This window comes from Candidatus Latescibacterota bacterium (genome assembly GCA_019038625.1).
In the GTDB taxonomy this organism is placed as follows: domain Bacteria; phylum Krumholzibacteriota; class Krumholzibacteriia; order Krumholzibacteriales; family Krumholzibacteriaceae; genus JAGLYV01.
The window spans coordinates 1-18,014 of the sequence record JAHOYU010000110.1 but is presented as its reverse complement, the minus strand read 5'-3'; the positions used below and the strand labels follow the sequence as shown (position 1 = coordinate 18,014).

Genomic DNA, 18,014 nt, shown 5'->3' with positions numbered 1-18,014 from the left:
CAGCGACCGGATGGCTCAGGCAGGAAAATAGAATTCTCCGTAAAGACCGGCTCTCTCCTTGTCCGTGGGATCTGCCTTATCCACTTCCACCCCATCGCTGTATACGGATTCGTTGGCCATCAGGGCCACCGCGACAGCTTCGCTGGCTTCCATATCGATCTCGAGCCTTTCCATGATCTCTCCTACCATTTTCCTCAGAATAGGCTCCACGATATCGAGTTCCGGTCCCTTACCGTTCTCCAGTTCAATTCTGAACCGACTCGCGACTATGCAACCTGTCATCTCACTGATCACCGAAGGATCCTCCGGGAGCCGTTTACCAGCTATTTCCAGACATTTTACTCCCAGCACGTCCACATCTTCCGGTTCCAGTTGAATATCGTCGAAAAGGTCCTGAAAAAGGCCGTTTATCTGGTGGATCAGAAGAAAATTGATGCCGGCTATCTCTTCTGAATCGAAATCGTCGATCCTGCCAAGAGCTTCCAGAGCTGCGACAAGTTCCCCGGGGAGTTCGATATCCTTAAACGAATAGATATCTATTATAGTATCGTCTCCCCTGCCCGAGACTTCCACGATGGCGGCAGAGATACTCCGGTTACTGTTCCCGGCTTCTATCCCGACGATCAATCGATTGCTCCTGCTCCTGAGCTCATCCAGGCGCGTGTCCAAGTCTCGACCTCCGTTTGTTTATAATCTGATCCTTCCGGGACTATTCTAGTAGGGAAGAGTTCGCGAGGTAAAGAGATTTCTTGAGTATCTCGCTGTACGGACAAGAGGAATCTGAGATTGTTCTTCTCGCAATTGACGACGAGTGCTTACTCGAGTTTGATCGAGATGGACTGAAACCGTGTATCCCTGCCGTCCTTAACCATCTCGAGAAGTATGATATAGCTGCCGTTGGCAACTCGGTCACCGGCCATATCCCTGCCGTCCCAGTAGACGAAGTTCGCAGCACTATAATCTGCTGCTTCAAGCATATCCGAAGGGACTGGCAGCGTCCTGATAAGTCGCCCGCTTACATTGTATATCGTTATGTTTCCCGAATCGGCGGGGAAATTCAGCGTATAACATATTTTCGTACCCGTCCTGAACGGGTTGGGGTAGTTATAACTGTCCATTACCAGTTCGCTCCCCGATATCAGGAAGGTGAATTCGACCGATTGCTGTCCCACGTAAACCGTGAAGGTGTGGCTGCCACCCACGAACCTGGCTTCGAATGTCCCTTCCCAGTGCGTCGAATCGGCTCCATCCGGCACACTCAGATTCGCTCCGGCAAACTCGATTCCGTCCAGTTCCATGAGAGGAGGTTCCTGCAGGTAGACGGGAAGATCTATCACAATACGAAACTCACCCTCCGGGGGAGCTTCTCCACCGGGAAATATCTCTATATCACCACTGTGAAAAAGCCTTACACCGGTCTCAACCATCAACTCGATACTTCCCGCTTCTGTCCCATCCGGAGTCAGGACCGAGAACAACAGCGAATGATCGTCGAGCGACACTACATAGTCCGTCTCTGCCGACCAGCTTCTCGGCCATGTCAGAGATTCGTCACCTGACCGCGATATCTCCAGATCACCGGTCCGGTCCTCCCCGTCGACCACGAACTTCACTCCTCCCAACCCCACTACATCCGTGGCGGTGAATCTCAGTCTTCCGGTGTTAGAACTGTTCCCCGATCTAAGTGTGTCACTGTCCAGGCTGACCCAGCCGTCACCCCAGTCGGCTTCCAGAGTCATATTAGGAGGTCCGGCATCGATCGTCAGCATGGGGTCGCCCAGTAATACGTACCGGAACGTTTGATCAAACCCATAATAGGTGGTACCTATGTGCTCGATTTCTGCCATGGTTATCATTTCGCCCAGGACCCAATGTGCGCCCGTCCCTGTCCTGGAGGGAGGAATAGAGTCCGTCGGCGGTGTCTTGAAGATATAATCGTGAAGCGTGTCGAAAAAATACTCGTTCTGGTCCAGGACCTCAAACCCCGTGCTGGCATACGTTCCCACAGCTCCGGCCCGGGACTTGAAAAGCATCTGTTCGGTAATACAGTCCCCGTTCGGCCCATCGCTGAGCCTGCCGAGCTCGGAGACAATAGCAAACTGGCTGATATGGCATCCCGCACCGAGAAAAACAAAATTCCTGGCCGCAGTGAGCTGGTTGAGGTCCCTGTACTGGCTGAACATCGAAAATCCGGACTCGCTGCTCAGATGCGCCCTGTGAGCATGCCCCTGGAAGGAAAAGAAAAGGGCTCCTTCGTTCAGCCTGTCGAGCAGATATGGAGTAAAATATGTCCTCGTCGAATCTGTCGCTTCACTGAACACCACCACTCCCGACTCGCCTATTTCGTGAGCCCCATCTGTCCATCTGGCAAGGAACAACCGGTCCACATCGAACCCACCGGGAAGCGCGTCCTCAATCGCCAGGGCAATCCTCTCCATCCCCTGCTCGAAGTGAAGTTCTCCCGACTTATAACGGTAGTTGGGATAGTCGGACCAGGCATCATCAGCGAACAGGACGACATTCCTCCTCCAGCCATCATCATTTTCCGTATTCTCGTATTCCCTGATCTTGGTCATCATAGCCCTGAGCTCGATATTGCTCGCCACTGGAAGCCGACCAAGAAAGACATCCGGATACCCGCTCTCTGGCCATGTCTCGTCCAGATATGTGTAATACTTATCGGTGGAGATCACTTCATCATCATAGAAACTCCCGATCACATCTATGCTATAGGTAAATGGAGGAATAAAGTCGGGGGGTGATCCCCTGAGTGGGCTTGGATCATAGAATACCTGTTTGTGATCTTCATTCCCGTCCCCCACCAGGACCACATATTCAACTCCCCAGTTGTCGAAACCGTACTTTATAAACCGCTTGATCGCATCGCTCGATTTCAGTCCTCCGTTGAACTCGTCGTATATGTCTTCGATATTGACGGTGAGGGTCCTGAAGCCCATACCCTCCCGCCAGGCCACATAGTCGGACAGTACGGTCTCAGTCGGGGGGAGAAAATCCGGGTGTGAGATGACAAGAGCATCGAAAGGGCCCCCTTCGGCCATGAGGGACGAAGGGTCGTCCACCGAGATCCAGTCGACCTTGATATGACCGCCTGCCCCTCTGGCAAGAAATACGTATTTTGAGTCGGATGAAGTCTGCAACTTAAGGATCGCCGAAAATGATGTGGTATTGTCCTGAAAATTTTCATGGGGGACATCGTAAAACACAGGCGAGGAGGGGGCGGATATGTCGATGACGTATCCTTCATCGATGTCTAGACCGGTGACTTCCACCTGTTGGACTGGCAGGGCGACCTTTAATATGAACTCAAGCATGTTATCGGACGAGGTGAAACGTGCGGGATAATCAACCGTGAAATCGTTCACTGTAAATCCCCCCATGGTCCCACTCGAGATAAGCAGTTCGTTTTCTCCATCTACCAGGTACCCGGACGAAAGTCCGCTGAATGTATATACTTCGTTGTTCGTCCCGGATACCTCATCAGAACCGATATCGTATGTACCAGACGAATTTCTCAACTGAAAGGTCAGGATCTGGTGTAGAACGAGTCTTTTGAGGCCCATCAACCGAACGGTCAGATCGAATGTCGAAAGTGGCTCGGGATCGTTCAGAGTAAACGGCATAACGGCCTGGGCCAACACCGGTTCCTTCAGAAAATAGAAATCTTCAGTCCCTGCATTGATATTTTTTTCGTACCAGGCATCCTTTCTCTCGATAACGGTGGCATCGAAGACGGAAACGAGCAGCGCCGATCCTGTCTCCATGACCGACTCCGTCATCAGGACCCCCGGGACGTCCTCTTCGAGCCAGATGATATTGAAATCCGTATATGAGGCATGAACATCACCCGCATCGACATCGTCCTTGATACCATACGAATGGAATATGACCAGATCGTTCCCCGAAAAGATATCGGGCGGTGAGGATTCTCCTTTTATTATGTGTATCGGAATATCGACTTTCCTGACGAGACCAGGCTCGTTCCCGTCGAAATAATATTTTTTCAGAGCAAACCCGGTATTTGAAAGGTCGGGCGAAAGACCGGCAGCTATAAGAGAATCCGCCCTGATCGAGTATAGTCCCGTCTCGGGTATCCTGATCTTCAGCCTTTTACCGGCTTCGAAGGGAGATCTCACGAACATACGGCTTTTCAGCGGTAGTACATGCTTCTCCACATCCAGGGGATTCACAAGCAGTTCGTCATAGAGGCTTCTCCATGCTCCAGAGATCCTCACCACTTCTGCATCCGGGACCATCTCTGCCCGATCAACGCCTGTCGAAAGAACTGTGACCCTGATCTTCGTCGCCACCGCAAAACGGCCACCCGCCCTGAATACAGGATTTACCCTTATGGGAATTACTCTCTGCCTCCCCATAAAAGAGGGCTTGCCACCAGCCACTCTTTCCAGTCTGATCTCTCCATCCCATGGATCGTCCGCTTCAAAAAACTCGGTCAACGCCGTGCCGTCCTCACCCTCGACCAGCCTCTTTCCAGGGACCCTGTACAGATCGACGATACCCAGGTCACTTTGTGAGATGATGCTCCATTCGACTCGAACAACACCTGTGGCTGGAACTGCCACAAGAAAGGTTCGCCCCGGAAGCTCCGATGCACCCTCTGGAGAGAATGTGCCATACCCCTCGATTCTGAGCTTTACCCGTCCATCTTCCATCCTCGTAATGTCGACAACAGGGATATCGATCTCAAAAACGGCAGACGAGATATCAGAAGAAACGAGCCGCGTTCCCGCTCCCATCAGACTCGAAAGCAATAAAGGCAGACCGAAGATTACCAGCAGGACCGCTCTCGTGATCGACCTGAAAGAGAGAGGATATAGTGACAAGTGAAATCTCCTGTTCCAGGGGGGAATTTGCAGTATGTTCTACGTGTAATTATAACAGATGGGGACAGAAGATACAAAAAAAAAGGACCCGGCTGACCGGGTCCTTTGTAATCTATAGCATTTCAGCACTTATTCGCTGACCATGCTCTTGATTGCTCCCCAGCTTGCTTCGTCGTTTGCGATAGCTTCTTCACAAACCGTGTTCAAACCAAAGCTGTTCAGAACCGTCGCAGGCTCGATCGGATAATCAGGAAGAATACAATTCGCTACCTGAGGTCCGCCAGCAACATCATGAGGATGAAGTGTAAAAAGACCAGCGGTAGTGTCCAGGCTCCAGATGGGCACATAGTATGTATAGAACCAGTCAGTCTGACACATTCCAAAACATACACTCGCGCCCGGAGCACCTATGGCAGCGCCCATCGATACGCTCGCACCCGGATTCACTACAGCAGCCTGAATGATCATGCCCGGGCCTACAGGTGCCTCAACCTTATACTCGGCACACATCGCACCATTGTCACTGGGATTTACCCAGGTATACAGCGTGAACATGGTCATGGCCGGATTCCAGTACTCACAAGCAGTGTGAGCTGCATCTGCATAAAGGCCGATATAAGCAACCGGTCCGGCGGCACTTACTGTGCCAGCTAACAGAGCGAGAGCTGCAACAACCATCAATACTCTCTTCATAATTCTCACTCCTATCATAACATAACAAGTAGTCTTAAAAGATGGGAATCTCTCGGGGATGAGAGATTCCCACTTCAACTTTATTGATGACTAGGCGTCATCAGTCATTGATCAGGCTCTTGACAGCACCCCAGCTGGCGGTGCCGGATCCAATTACGCCATCCTGATTCAATCCGAACTTCGTATACTTAGTAGCTGGTTCGATAGGATAATCCGGAAGGATACAGTTCGCTACCTGAGGGCCACCAGCATCGTCATGAGCAAAAAGCTCGAAAAATCCAGCGACAGTGTCCGTACTCCAGATAGGTACCTGGTAGGTCCAGAACCAGTCGGTCTGACAGGATCCAAAACATACACTCGCGCCCGGAGCACCAATGGCAGAACCCATCGATACGGTCGCAAGAGGATTCACTACAGCCGCCTGAATGATCATGCCTGGGCCAACAGGCGCCAGGACCTTATACTCGGCACACATCGCGCCGTTGTCGCTGGGCAGTACCCAGGTCCACAGCGTGAACTGGGTCATGCCCGGATTCATATACTCTGTTACTAAGTGGCCGGCGTCGCCATAAAGACCAATGTAAGCCACCGGTCCAGCGCTCACGGTACCGGCAACAAGCATCAGAGCCATTGCAAGCATTATAACTTTCTTCATTCCAATTCACTCCCGGTTAAGAAGTAACATTTACAATTCAATCAGCCCGGTCAGTATCAGAAAAATCCCGGGGCTGAGCATCTTGCGCTTTCGCTTCCGCTCATCACCCCCTTTCGCGGCTCCGTGGCTGGATGACTTTCTCACCCAGCCACAAACCAACGAATTGCATCTTCCTTATTCGTATAAGGACTTGATCGCACCCCAACTTGCATCGTCATTCGCGACACCGGAAGGACATACAAAAGATGTCAGGCCGATGATCGGGAAGGTTTCGTTGTCGGGGCTATACGTGCCACGAAGTTCTCCACTATCAGGATGGGGTCCTATCGCCAATGTCGAATTCGGTATCATCGCGCAATCTGCAGACGTATACAGAGTATATGTCGCAAGCAGATCGTAACCATCAGGATAACCCGTCATCGGAGGCCAGAACGTAATCGCATGGCCAGCAAGAGGGTCACCCATCTCAAGCGCGAAATTCGAAGGATACGATACGCCACCAAGTATGAGGTTTGGCGACATCACCAACTGATACTCAACGGCAGTGACGAAATAAGCATCCTGCACAATGTACAGGTACCCATTAAATGGCGTCATCGGCAACGCGGGGGTGGTATGCAGCTTGCCGCTGAAATACACACCTAGCGTCGGAGCCTGAGCCATCAACAATCCTGGTATCAGGAGAGCAACAGCAACTGTCAGCAGTACTCTCTTCATAATCTAACTCCCTTTTTTAATGCAGCCCAAAAGATGAATCATGTTCACAGGGTCGCCAGATAAAACAGCTCTGTGCTTAGAAGCACTCGTGCTGGTAATGCTCCCCGATGAATGCGAAGTCACTCAGGTTACAATTGGTATCGTCGTTGAAATCACAGCAGTCGTCATAACCGGGGTCGCCGGTCGCCGTGTTGTACGAGAGACCAAAAATACCGAGATCGGACAGATTCACGTAACAGTCAGCGTTGAGATCCGGGCTGACAATAATAATGTCAACACATGTCTGTGTTATACATCCCGGAAAGTCAACTAGAGTCTTGCCCTGGATGGCAAGATAGATACCGTCGGTGAGAATACAGCCACCGCCGGCGATACGACCGGAAATCTCGGTGTATCCCAAGGCATCGGTAAGTGCATCCGCAGCGAACGGAGCTGAACACAGGCAGAGATCCTGAGCCGGATCGCAAGCCTGAATCCAGTAATCTGTCCAGGGAATACCCTCAATACCGTTGCCAGAAAGGTCCCTGGCATTCAGCCAGAGAAAATCGTTCCCAGTGCCGCAACCATCATAGATGAACTCGAAATCCCCGGCGGGGCAGATCGAGACTCTAAGAGCACAGCTGGCGCCAAATTCACTCTGACAAGGATCAACATCGCCAGCATAAATCGAGGTTGCAAAAACCAGCAACAAAGAGAAAAGTATAACTTTTCCTTTGAACATCTTTTAACCTCCTAAACCTCCGGAAAGGTTTGGGACCATGAGTTAAAAAGAAACAGTAACACGGGGGTACCACTTCCTCCTTCCGCACTTCATGTTGGAGATACCGTTAACTTACTCGACAAGGCTGATTGTAGCATAGGGAGTGGCTGAAAGTCAACCCCTATTATTGAACATGGGTTATGTGAACAGGTATTTTTACCGAAATGAAGGCCCTCACTACGATCTTGATGGACATTTCCGGAACTTTCAGGGAATATCCCGAGATTACAGGAAATCCTCCGAAACAGGCAATTATTTTAGAAAAAAATAAAAAATTCAACCAAAATCGAAAATCACGAAAATATCTGTGGTCAAAAACCGGAAAACCAGCATGGATGAAGCTTCTCGTGGCCGATAATGAGGACTGCGCCCCGATACCGGGACGCAGCCTAGAGGGACAAATAGAGGCGGGTACTCGACAAATTAATCCTCATTTGTGGTAGAGCAATTACTCTAACCCATAGCACTCACCTTTTCCTCTATCTCAAGAGAATGAGTTTCTTTGAAATTTTCTGGTCGCCAGCTACGAGCTGATAGAAGTAAATGCCCCTGGCAACCTTTGATCCGTTGTCGTTATGTTCGTCCCAAGTAATGGAATGTTTGCCGATACCCCTGACTCCGTCAACGAGAGTCCTGACCCTTCTTCCTGCAACATCATAGATCTTCAGGGTTACCTTCTGATCATTGACCGGTATTGAATACATGATCGTCGTACCGTTACCGGATACCGGATTCGGGAAGTTCTGGTAAAGGTAGAGGCGTGTCTCCGATTCCGCCCTGCGGCTTATGCCATAACTGATTAACGGATCACTTGCAAGGAATGGCACGAAATCGATATTTCCAGAAATCTTGGATGGATCGGGGAGCTGCAAGGGAGCTGTGCCCCAATAACAATACTCCGCCATAATTTTCGGCGATGTATCGGAGTTAGTCTGCAGAATGTTGTAGCTACTGTTGTTAAAAGAATTGTTCATTCCTTCACCAGCAGAGTTGTCTCCTACGACCGGGCAAGCGTTAAGGAAAGCGTGAATCCCCGTCGTATTGTCTTCGATGCGGGAATACCGGATTTCGACGCAAGACAAGGCCTCAGTGCAGATGATACCAGTCTGACTATGATCAGTAATGACACAACTATCCACGATTCCCGGATGATTCACGAATATAATGCCGTTGTAAGTGTTATCGACGATTGTGCAATTAGAGATCGTCGGTCCGTCTGATACTGTTGCTGGCCCGAGGACAAAAATCCCTGTACTGCTATTTTCGGTCACTTCTGTGTGTGATATGATCGGGCTGGAATCATCGATCCAGATCCCACTTGCCCCTGAATCTACTGTACAATCCTGGATCGTCACAGTACCTTCGCATTCATAGATTCCGATTACAGCCTTCGGATACTGCTGAGTCACGTCGCTGACGGTTGTTGATGAGATCGTACTCTCGTTGGTGGTACTGTCCTCATACAGATAGATACCAGAGATGTCGCAACTGGATATGTCACAACCAGTTAGTTCGACCGTCACCGGACTCTTCAGCCCGTAGTCGACACTGCTGATATTTACGCTGGCCAGCTCTCCTCCTGAACTGTTTTCGGTAAAGAACAAACCGCACCAGTCACCTTTGTCAGGCGAAGTGGCCATCGAATAGAAAGTGACAGGTTCGTTCTCCGTTCCGTACGCCTGCATGTATCCATCGCATATCAACTCGACACGAAGCGTGTCGTCTCCGGCCTCTTCAAAGTCTTCAGTACTGACAGCTATCTCCGTGCTTGGTGCAATAAACAGCGTATCGCCCTCGTCGATGACCAAATCTCCGAGCATCTCGATGTATCCAGCCAGGCTTATGTTGCTTCCACCGGTATCGCCACTGATATATCTCTTGTTGCTGTTTGTGAGGCGCTCGTTACCATCTTCCACGGGCCAGACCGATCCCCCACTATTCGACCATGGAGTAGCAAATACAAATAATTGAGACTTTGTCTGCCATACAATTTCTGTACTTCCGTCACTATCTATATCTGCTAGTGATAACCTGCCATCATCTTTCCCATACATCCTTGTCGGCGTCCAGCCCTGCTTCTCTACCAAGCCCGAATTGTAATTATAGATCCTTATGGAATATGAATCAGTACCTCCGTAATAACCAAGTTTCCTTGATCCAATGACAATATCTAAAGTTCCATCATTATCAAGGTAGCTGAGTAGAGGACCAGCCACAATATCATGCCCATATCCCACGATGAGAGAGTCTATGATACTGAATTCTTCACTTGCAGGATTGTAATCCATAACGAAAAGACGGTTCTGGAATTTTGCAATTATTTCCTCACGTCCGTTATCCTCAATTATGTCTGCCGCCACAACAATTGTCTGTTCATTATAATTTTTCACCCCGGATGTTGCGGAACTTTCGTAGAAATAATAATCCCAAAAAAGTTTTACATTCTTATGGCTGTATCCCGTCTCATCAAAAAGAAGAATCCCAACATCTCTAAACAAACCATAAACGATATCAAGATACCCATTCTTATCTATATCCGAAAACATCACTTTACTATCAGCACTGCCGGACTCGGCAAAAACATTGGCAGGAATAGGAGTGAAAAGACCATCATATTCGACGACAATAGGTGAATTCACATAAAGATCAACGAGCGATGATCCTGATAGATTGTAAACATTGACTTTAGTGTCAAATCTATTTAAATCCTGTAGTGTTATGGAAACAAATCCAATTACCACAATTTCCGCTGTATTATCGAAATCAAGGTCCTCAATTGCGAGATCTGTTGGAACATAATCCAGTTGCTGCGAAACAATCTCAGTTATTTGATCGCCATCATATTTGAAAATCTTTATAATGCCCTTATACAGGAGCGAAGAAGGATCGGGCGTAAACGGGTAATAAGATTCTATGTATACAATCTCAGCATTTCCATCATTGTTGATATCATATAGCACACCTTTTCCTGAAAATGGATACGTCTCGACAACAGTGAAGGATGACGACTCTTCGAGTTCAAGTGTTAGAGCATTATAAATATTGATTGTTCTGTTTACTGAATCTTGAGTATATCCTATTGCTACTGTTTGAAATGAACTCCCGGAAGTAATACTGCCAACGGGGATTGGAAATCCATGCTCCAAATCAATATTTGTCACGCTGCAAGAATTGTCCCCAGATTCACTTACATTTACCAGACCGCTATTTCCATTATTAATCAAGAAGGAGATTTCATCAGCCTGGGTGATAATATTTGGGTTTGAGGTTATACTCTTCTCTGCAAGATCAACTGGGAAGCCATCAATAATATCCATCACAGAAACAACTGAATCTACTGTATTATTTTCGTAATAAAGTTCGGAAATAGATGAATCTGGATTCACATTGACTGAGATACTGGGATTACCCTGCAGCGAGAACGTGTATGAAAAGGCCACATTGATTGTATCATACGCAGCAAGCAGAGTGACTGTCTTGGTTTCGACCACGTTTCCTTCTACTGATAATTGAACATCAAAATCCTCAGCATCTCCTGGTCCAATATTCATTACTCTTGTTACAAAATGACTCGAACTACCTTTATCAAACAATTCATCATAACCGGGAATATCAAAGCTGAACGCATTACCCCTGTCCATTGCCAGATCCACACTATCACTTGGTGTTTCCTCATACTCTTCGAAAAAAGTATTTAGTGCAGGGTCACCTAAGTAGACCAAAGATTCATAGTGAACCGGACTACCCAGAAGATAATAATAATATGCAGTAGCCGTTTCGCCGACTGTTGACTGAAGAGAAAAAAGAATCTCAGTGTAGAGATCGATATGTTTTACACCAGGAACAGACCTGCTAAAACCAATAAAGCCCACGGCTCCTCTTCCCGGTATATTTAGCAAGCGTTCCCCCATTGCATCCATCGCATCAACTTCACCAAGGCTGACTGCCGATGTTACTGGAGGAGTTAGAGTGCCTGTAATTCCATCAAAACGTCCGGTCTCACACGATATCGCAAATATAACAGGATATTTCCCTTCATTTTGAACATTTTCATAGCTATTAGGCCACCAGGTTTGACGGCCCGCTGTACCCATATAAAAATCATTTCCGTGTCCCAATTCCAGCATATACACTTTGCCGCTATTAATTGAATCATTAATAGCTACACGTGTAGCCTCGTATCCAAGAATATCATAATATATCTCTCCATAATCGAATGTCGTGGGAATCAAGTAGCTAACATCTTCTATCTCACCCTGCATCTCGGAAACAGTGCTTATATTATTTGAAAAATCTCCTCCGACATAAAGGAATTCCTTGTACCAGGGATCGGATCCCGAGGGAATTGAGTGGGGTTCATAATTGATGATTTTTTCTGCTATCGCTCCGAGTTCACCGACATCATCCACACTCAACCTTCCTATAAAAAGGTCCGGTGTGATATCTTTCAGGCTATCCATGGAAGCATAATAATAATCTGAAGCCCCATAATCAGAAACAGAACCACCTATGTTCCAAAAATCACCTAGATGAGTCGGAATTATGTAGTCCCTGTCTTCCTCATCGCATCCCGGCGAATCGCAAGTGTAAGCATCCCCGACAAGCAGTATGTAAGCAAGTTTTCCATCCGGTATATGCGCGGCATCGTTATCATCGTAAAAATCCAGTAGCGCTTCTTTTAAGGTCGAATCACTCTCGCCCGTAATATTGGAACCTATTATGTCAGCGATATTTATAACTGAGACGTTGAATCCATTGAAATCACGTCTTTTCTTACCGATCTCGACAGCCCATTCCCAGGCAGTCAGCGTGTCATATTCATCTATGCTACTAGAGAGAGAATCACCGATTATGATTAAATAATCTGTATCGTTATTGATTGCATCCGTCATATCATCACATTCCGCAAGATTGCCCGGGCTGGTAGACAGGAAAGGTCTGGACCCGTCACTACCAGGCATCATTGAAAATGCGGAGTAATTTGGAAGAAGGAATTCACAGATACTGGAAAACGGCCCGTTTTCGACATTGATCTGCCCTCTGGGAGAATCATGATGGATTGAAATCTCCATTTCCATGTCGAGCAGAGCTTCTTTTTCAACTGGATTGAAACGAACCGGGTAGACCCTGATCTCGGCTACGTTCTGGTTTCTTATCTTAAAAGTCCTTACAATCTCCACCCTGCTGGCAGGATAAAAGGCATTTGTTGAATAGGATTCGATATTGCGTGTATATCGCTCATTGAATAGAGTCATCTGGCTTATCGGCTCGCGTTCGGCCTCGGAAATCGGTACGGGATACACATTTATCCCTCCAAGGCGGCTTTGACTTATTACTCTTGCCTCAATGGTCACATCGTCACACTCTGGAATTGCGATGTATGTCCTGTAGTAGGGGAGTTCAGGATGCCCCGTATCGGTAGTTCTGAAGCATGACTCTATACTGATTCTGTCGAAGAAGCCGTCCCTGGTCGCGATTTCCTCCCAGGAGAACCCCTCGATGTTTAGTTTAAAGATCGTTCTGTTAACGTCTGAGGACATCACTGATAATGTCGGCGGTCTGTCGGAATCATGTCTCGATGTTTTCCAGTCTCTGTCTATGGCCAACTCTGAATCAGCCAACGCAGTAGCTGTGAAGAAAAAGGTTGAAACACACACTAATACTACAAGAACTGCAAACAAACGTATAGCCCTCATGCTGTCCCCTTCAATGAAATGTGGAAAATAAACCGCTTGTTCATAGGGTAATTCTAAGTTGATTAGCTGTCAAGAATAACTTTAGGTGCACATAAAAGTGCAGAAAAAAAAGAAGAATCAGTCCCAGGATATTTCCATATCCCGAACAGAATGATTATTATTTAATTGTATAGAACACAACAAACAACCACGGCAACAACTCGTAAAACAGGGGTATTTACAAGGGATGACAATTGATGATAGGATAGGCGGATGATATCCAGCAGGCCTGATAAATGGCATATTGCCCTCACGGGTGGAACGCTTTCGGGAAACAAGGGTGCCGCGGGCATGCTTGAGAGTACAGTGAATTACCTGGGACAGATTACAGGCCATCGTATAACTTTCGATATATTATCGGTTTATCCTTCGCGAGACTCAAAAGCTGTACTTCCGCCTGATTCCTGTCTTGTTCCGGCTCCACCGCTCATGTTGGTGGCAGCCCTTCCCTTCATGGCACTTATCTACAAGCTGTTCCGTATTCTGCACATCCCCGTCAGGCCGCTCCTCTCATTCGGCCTGCTCAAATCGATCGTGAAAGCCGACCTGCTGGTTGATATCTCTGGAATCTCTTTTATAGATGGAAGATACGCGGCTCTCGCATACAATATCAGTTGTATTCTGCCGGGCCTCCTGACCGGGACACCCGTTGTCAAGCTCTCCCAGGCGATCGGCCCCGCCAGGACTCCGGTAAACAGGCTTGCTGCCAGGAAGATGCTGAAAAGATGTATGATGGTATTCGCCAGAGGCAGTAAGACCGCCAACAATCTTTCACAGCTGGGCCTGACCGGGTTCAGAGAAGCACCGGATCTCGCCTTCCTCCTCGGAGAAGGCGACGATCTTCCGGAAACTCCTCCCCACATCCCCCAGAGAGGCGGAGAAACACCGGTCATCGGTATCGCTCCGAGCCAGGTCCTCTCCGACAAATGCGACGGAATGGGAATCGATCTCGTCGAATTACTGTCGGAATTCGCCGTAGAGACCAGGAAAATGACAGGCGCGATCATAGTGATACTCGCTCACAGCCACCTTGGGAGATCGAAACGATCCCGTAATAACGACTACCACATATGCCACTCTCTTCGAGACAGGATCGGGGAACTCGAAAAGAATCGGGGCGAAGCTGCCCATTGCAGAGAAGTCCCCCACATAGGTGGGCCCCTTGGAAGAATCACCAATAGCGATGTTATCCTGGTTGACGAAGACCTCTCGCCTTCGATGCTTCGCTCTATCATCGCAGGATTCGACATCTTCATCGCCTGCAGGTTCCATGCAATGATCTCTGCCCTGTGCACAGAAGTGCCGTGCATAGTCCCCTCCTGGAGCCACAAGTACGGCGAGGTCATGTCGATGTTCGGCCAGGAGGGAATGGTCATCAGCGACGGGGACCTGTCTTCGGCCCGGATGGCCGAACTGGCAATATCTCTCCTGGGCAGAAGAGCCGAAGTATCCGCGTCGATCGCCTCCACCCTTCCCAGGGTGAAGGAAAAAGCATCCCTTCAACTCACCTATATAAAAGAGTACCTCGAAGAGAAAAAGGCCGGTGTGGAAATAATGGCTTCCCAGGCTCTCCATCCCGGCAGAAAAGCCTCGCTCCTCTACGAACAATTCTATAAGAATGAGTTCACCTCCGCCTGGTTCGGCCACAGCACCGACCCGGGCATCACCGGTGCCGCCGCTTCCGGGGGCCTCGTCTCGGCCCTTCTGATCGACCTGATCGAATCAGGGAGGATAGATGGCGCTATAACTGCCAGAATCGATACATCGGGAGAGAAACTGAATTTCAAGACAGTCCTGTGTCGCAGCATAAACGATATAACAGGGTGCGGTTCAAGCATTTACAGCGATTTTGACCACCTGGGTGGAATCACGTCCATACTCAGGGAAAATGAGGGAAGATTTGCGGTCGTTGCCCTTCCCTGCCAGTGGAAGGCCCTGGACCGTCTTCTCAGGAAGAATCCCGACCTGCTTGGTGAGGTCACCCACAGGATAGGACTATGGTGTGGGCATGCCACGGGGCGGGGCCTGATCGATGATCTCCTCTCCTTAAAAGGAATACGACAGGAAGAGATAGATTCGTTCCGTTACCGAAGGGGAGTATGGAGAGGCGAGACCTGGGTCAGGATGAGGAATGGTTCAGAGATGACTCTGCCGTTCGGAAAGGGATACGGCCTCTTCCAGAACCTCTACAGTGACTGCATGAAGCGGTGCTTCTTCTGCGACGACCATTTTGCCAGACATTCCGATATCAGTTATGGCGATGCCTGGCTGCCCGAGCTGAAAGGCGGCGACATAAAAGAATCGATGGCAGTGGCAAATACGGCAGTTGGAATCGAAGCCATGCGAGGGCTCGGACAGAGAAAAAACGTCGTACTCTCCGAAATATCTCCGGCACTGGCAGTCCGTGCCCAGAAAAGAGCCGTCATATGGCATATATATGGAATGGAGGCCCGAAAGAGGATCTGTGGACTCTTCGGCGTGAAGCGGCCAGCCGACACAAAGCGGTCCGGTGAGTTTCGTTACGACCAGTCCGGCGCCAATTGCCCGCTGACCGATTCAGACAGATCATGTCTCAGGCCAAGATGGAACGACTATATCTCTTCGTTCATGATGCTGGCATCATGGAAAGCTTACTGTGGCCCATTGCGTGCCATGCTGCTCAGGACTCCGTGGCCGTTCCACTATCCCTGGCTGCTGGCCCAGAAATTCTTCCTGAATTTCTGAGATGGTGATCGAATACATTCTTTTTCGGGATAAGTAAATGCAAATGCGCAAAATATACAGATGGTTACTCTTCGCAGCAGTAATGGCCGCCGTGATCTGGTTCGCCTGGAAAAGCCTGTCCCGCCTCGACGCTCGAGAACTCCTTTCCAGAAAAGGTCCTGTCCTTCTCTCGTTAGCTCTTGTGACTTCTGCCTTCCTCACCAGATTCGCCGTCTGGTCTTTCCTCGCATCGACGCTGGGCCTGCGAGCAGGAATAACGGAGGGTGGAAGAGGATATTTTCTCTCCCTGCTGGGCCGTTATGTCCCTGGAAAGATCGGACTCGCTCTGGTCAGGATCGAAACCTACAGAAAACATCCTCCTGAAAAGGTCGTCCTGGCGACAGGGCTTGAGCTTCTCTGCGCCGTGTCGGCAGCGCTCCTGCTCGCTCTCGCTGGCTCGGTCGATCCGCCGGTGCCGCTCCCCTCATTATACAGGTGGGCATCAATGGCCGGCATCCTGATCCTCGCAGTCATCCTGTCACCCCCCGTACTCACTCGCGCGGCATCCCTGCTGATGAGGGTCACCGGCAGAAAGACCAGCGCGAAACTACCTTCCTACCGCCTCATAATGGCATTTACAGGCCTCTATGTGATTCCGGGCCTTCTACACGGCCTCGGGCTATTCGTGCTTCTCGATTCGATGTCAGGGGTCGGCGCCGGAAGCTACCTTGCGATAACTGGCGCATATTATGCGGCTAGCCTCGGCGGACTCATCGCTATATTCGCCCCGGGAGGGCTTGGAGTGAGAGAAGGGCTGCTCTTCCTTATATTACCGCTCATCGTGCCGAGTGAAGACGCGGTGCTTGCCGCACTTCTCATACGGCTGGTCACGCTGGCCTCTGAACTCACCCTGGCGGGACTGTTCAGCATCCTTTATAAGAAAAAACATCGGCAGGAGAATAAACGCAGAAGTCCGGATTCACCTGTCGACGATTCAGACAGATAATCGACTCCCCATCAGTCCCTTTTCCCACGCAGCCTGGCAAGTATCTCTTCCTGATTCATCCTCATCCTGGCAAACATCTCCAGTATGAATCCAAGGACTAGACTGAGTGAAGCCAGCAGGATCAGGAATCCAGCCAGAAAACCGGCCCACTTGTGGGGTGAAAACCTGCCACTGGTGATATAATGCCATGTGAGAAAAACCGAAGGGGCAAGTCCCATGATGAACAGGGCTCCTGCGATCCATGAAAACAGCTTGAGCGGCCTGAAATCCCTCAATGTTCTGATAATGATCTTAAATGTCTGCCAGCCATACCTGAAAAGATTCGATGCGACTCTCGACTTCCCAAACTCTCTCGTGCCCCTGACGTCGACGGCCACCTCGGCTATCAATACGCCCTTGAAGGCAAGATCAAGGAAGCGCTCCTGTGTATATGTAAAATCTCCAAAAAGGTTCAGCCGCTGCATGGCTTCCCTCGAATAAGCCCTGAAACCACACGATACATCGTAAAATCTTCTGCCCGTCATACGGCTTATCATCCATGACATGAGCCTGTTCCCGAGAAACTTCACCCTCGTCATTTTGGGATACTTCGTCGGGTCCTTGAACCGCGAGGCTGTCACGAACTCGGCCTTCCCATTCACTATCGGATCGACCAGCTTTTTAATATCGCCCGTGTCGAACTGTCCGTCACCATCGATGTTAACGATAATATCGGCATCCGTTGCCAGCGCTGCCTCTCTGCCAGTCATAAAGGCTGCTCCGACCCCCCGGTTCGTCCCATGGCTCACTACCTCCGCGCCCGCCTGCCTTGCAACTTCCACAGTACGGTCGCTCGAACCATCATCGACTACTATGACTCCGTGGACCGAGGGGAGAATTCCGG

At 49.3% G+C, this 18,014-nt stretch carries 10 protein-coding genes; 2 read left to right on the top strand and 8 right to left on the bottom strand.

Features of this window, described 5'->3' with window-relative positions:
• Positions 1 to 15: 15 nt before the first annotated feature.
• The 7 genes from KOO63_08510 to KOO63_08480 all read right to left on the bottom strand — a co-directional run bounded on the left by KOO63_08510 (position 16) and on the right by KOO63_08480 (position 13,383).
• A complete protein-coding gene (locus KOO63_08510) occupies positions 16 to 669 on the bottom strand; it encodes a hypothetical protein (protein MBU8921848.1) in 654 nt (217 codons plus the stop codon).
• A gap of 146 nt (positions 670 to 815) precedes the next feature.
• The gene (locus tag KOO63_08505; protein MBU8921847.1) at positions 816 to 4,862 is read right to left on the bottom strand and encodes a hypothetical protein; all 4,047 of its coding nucleotides are present in this window, start codon (positions 4,860 to 4,862) and stop codon (positions 816 to 818) included.
• 129 nt (positions 4,863 to 4,991) lie between these two features.
• On the bottom strand, positions 4,992 to 5,555 hold the full coding sequence (locus KOO63_08500; GenBank protein ID MBU8921846.1) for a hypothetical protein: 564 nt from the start codon (positions 5,553 to 5,555) through the stop codon (positions 4,992 to 4,994).
• Positions 5,556 to 5,655: 100 nt separating this feature from the next.
• Positions 5,656 to 6,210, bottom strand: a complete 555-nt coding sequence (locus tag KOO63_08495; protein ID MBU8921845.1) for a hypothetical protein — start codon at positions 6,208 to 6,210, stop codon at positions 5,656 to 5,658.
• A gap of 174 nt (positions 6,211 to 6,384) precedes the next feature.
• The gene (locus tag KOO63_08490; GenBank protein ID MBU8921844.1) at positions 6,385 to 6,927 is read right to left on the bottom strand and encodes a hypothetical protein; all 543 of its coding nucleotides are present in this window, start codon (positions 6,925 to 6,927) and stop codon (positions 6,385 to 6,387) included.
• 76 nt (positions 6,928 to 7,003) lie between these two features.
• A complete protein-coding gene (locus KOO63_08485; protein MBU8921843.1) occupies positions 7,004 to 7,648 on the bottom strand; it encodes a hypothetical protein in 645 nt (214 codons plus the stop codon).
• Between the two features lie 518 nt (positions 7,649 to 8,166).
• The gene (locus tag KOO63_08480) at positions 8,167 to 13,383 is read right to left on the bottom strand and encodes a T9SS type A sorting domain-containing protein (protein ID MBU8921842.1); all 5,217 of its coding nucleotides are present in this window, start codon (positions 13,381 to 13,383) and stop codon (positions 8,167 to 8,169) included.
• Between the two features lie 252 nt (positions 13,384 to 13,635).
• Between KOO63_08480 and KOO63_08475 the strand changes: the two genes are divergently transcribed.
• Positions 13,636 to 16,146 carry a polysaccharide pyruvyl transferase family protein gene (locus KOO63_08475; protein ID MBU8921841.1) on the top strand — a complete coding sequence of 837 codons (2,511 nt, stop codon included), beginning with the start codon at positions 13,636 to 13,638 and terminating at the stop codon, positions 16,144 to 16,146.
• Between the two features lie 37 nt (positions 16,147 to 16,183).
• Positions 16,184 to 17,131 (top strand): flippase-like domain-containing protein, encoded by a 948-nt coding sequence (locus KOO63_08470; protein ID MBU8921840.1) that lies wholly within the window; start codon positions 16,184 to 16,186, stop codon positions 17,129 to 17,131.
• Positions 17,132 to 17,142: 11 nt separating this feature from the next.
• On the opposite strand, the gene KOO63_08465 is transcribed toward KOO63_08470, so the two are convergent.
• Positions 17,143 to 18,014 (bottom strand): glycosyltransferase family 2 protein (locus KOO63_08465; protein MBU8921839.1); only part of this gene is annotated, 872 nt, incomplete at its 5' end.

What these genes read in the sequence shown, in the direction of transcription:
- KOO63_08490 (MBU8921844.1), bottom strand. Translation starts at nt 6,927, where the DNA reads ATGAAGAGAGTACTGCTGACAGTTGCTGTTGCTCTCCTGATACCAGGA.
- KOO63_08470 (MBU8921840.1), top strand. Translation starts at nt 16,184, where the DNA reads ATGCAAATGCGCAAAATATACAGATGGTTACTCTTCGCAGCAGTAATG.
- KOO63_08485 (MBU8921843.1), bottom strand. Translation starts at nt 7,648, where the DNA reads ATGTTCAAAGGAAAAGTTATACTTTTCTCTTTGTTGCTGGTTTTTGCA.
- KOO63_08475 (MBU8921841.1), top strand. Translation starts at nt 13,636, where the DNA reads ATGATATCCAGCAGGCCTGATAAATGGCATATTGCCCTCACGGGTGGA.
- KOO63_08500 (MBU8921846.1), bottom strand. Translation starts at nt 5,555, where the DNA reads ATGAAGAGAGTATTGATGGTTGTTGCAGCTCTCGCTCTGTTAGCTGGC.
- KOO63_08495 (MBU8921845.1), bottom strand. Translation starts at nt 6,210, where the DNA reads ATGAAGAAAGTTATAATGCTTGCAATGGCTCTGATGCTTGTTGCCGGT.
- KOO63_08480 (MBU8921842.1), bottom strand. Translation starts at nt 13,383, where the DNA reads ATGAGGGCTATACGTTTGTTTGCAGTTCTTGTAGTATTAGTGTGTGTT.